Origin of the sequence: Thalassobacterium sedimentorum (genome assembly GCF_031127905.1) — a bacterium.
Classification (GTDB): domain Bacteria; phylum Verrucomicrobiota; class Verrucomicrobiia; order Opitutales; family Coraliomargaritaceae; genus Thalassobacterium; species Thalassobacterium sedimentorum.
Genome location: NZ_JARXIC010000108.1, coordinates 1 through 851 on the forward strand (window position 1 = coordinate 1; position 851 = coordinate 851).

At 54.1% G+C, this 851-nt stretch carries 1 protein-coding gene; it reads right to left on the minus strand.

Annotated features, from left to right (window positions below; all coding sequences use genetic code 11):
- On the minus strand, nt 1-851 hold an 851-nt coding region (locus QEH59_RS18605), incomplete at both ends, for a PKD domain-containing protein (RefSeq protein ID WP_308986889.1).

Genomic DNA, 851 nt, shown 5'->3' on the forward strand with positions numbered 1-851 from the left:
TTGGCGGCGACGCCAGAGAGCGGCTGCTTGGTCCATGTCGCCCCGTCGACAGAGCGTAGTATGGTGCCATTGGCGCCGACTGCGACGACATGCGTTTCATTGGCTGCAATGCCGAGCAGGTTGAGAGCGGTGCCTGATGAACGATCCAACCATGTGTTGAGTGGATCATCCACACTCATATTGTGACTGAGGGTGGTGTAGCCGCCTTGAGTGTCGCTTAGAATGAGCGTGATTTCATAGTTCCCACCGGAGCTCCAACTGTGAGTGATCGATGGGCTGTTCTTTGGTTCGCTGCCGTCTCCCATATCCCAGATGTAGATTAAATCATCGCCATCCGGATCGCTCGCTTCGACAGTGAATAGGTTCAATTGTCGAGCCTCTGTTTGATTGTGCCCAATGATGACGCCAGTGGGCGGCGCGTTGTCGGGATTGATTGGGAGGCTTTGGCGAATACTCCCGTTCAGCCCCACGCTGATGAAGGTGTTATTAAATGCGATAATCGCTTGGCGGTCTTCTACCGCTCCGGGATTGATCGGAATCCAGTCGATCCCGTCGGTGGAAATGAGGTCGATATCGGCATAGGAGTTGTTTAAATTGTAGCCGACTCCATAGTAGATGCCGTTGATTGTTGCATAGCCTGTCAATTGATGGTAATCGCCCGTTTGCGCAGAGCTCCATGTTTGTCCGGCATCGGTCGAGCGCCGTGCGCGACTATAATGGCCGCTGGCATAAAATGCGCCTTCCAAATACTCGATCTCCCTGAAATCCTGCCAGGAATCGAGGCCTGTGCCGTTGGACAGGTCTTCCCAATTAGCGCCATCGCTTGAGCGATAGACCGCGACCTCACCGTT